At 65.4% G+C, this 379-nt stretch carries 1 protein-coding gene; it reads left to right on the top strand.

Annotated elements, in window-relative coordinates; all coding sequences use genetic code 11:
* Positions 1-29 precede the first annotated feature (29 nt).
* A partial coding sequence (locus I6F33_RS38135; RefSeq protein WP_225145815.1) for a hypothetical protein occupies positions 30-379 on the top strand: 350 nt, incomplete at its 3' end.

Below are 379 nucleotides of genomic sequence, written 5' to 3'. Positions count from 1 at the left end.
CGTCATTGCGCAAGCTCGACTGGAGTTCGATGCGCGTGAATTTCTTTGTGATCCTGCCGCCCGTGGCGCTGCGCGACATGCCGCAGACGTACGTGACCGCGTTCCGCATTCCCGCCGGGCAGGCCGATCTGCCGGCCAAGCTTGTGCGCGAGTTTCCGAACCTCACGGTGGTCGATACCGAACTGATCCTGCAGCAGGTGCAGGGCGTGCTGGACCAGGTGACGGCGGCGGTGGAATTCCTCTTCGTCTTTACGCTCGCGGCGGGTGTCCTGGTGTTGTATGCCGCGCTCTCCGGTTCGCGCGACGAGCGCCTGCGCGATGCCGGTGTGCTGCGCGCCCTCGGTGCAGGCTCCGGTGTGGTACGTCAGACGCAATACGC

Origin of the sequence: Bradyrhizobium sp. BRP20, from assembly GCF_020194215.1 — a bacterium.
Classification (GTDB): domain Bacteria; phylum Pseudomonadota; class Alphaproteobacteria; order Rhizobiales; family Xanthobacteraceae; genus Bradyrhizobium; species Bradyrhizobium yuanmingense.
Note: the sequence above shows the minus strand (reverse complement) of the source record. Positions and strands in the feature narration are given on the sequence as shown.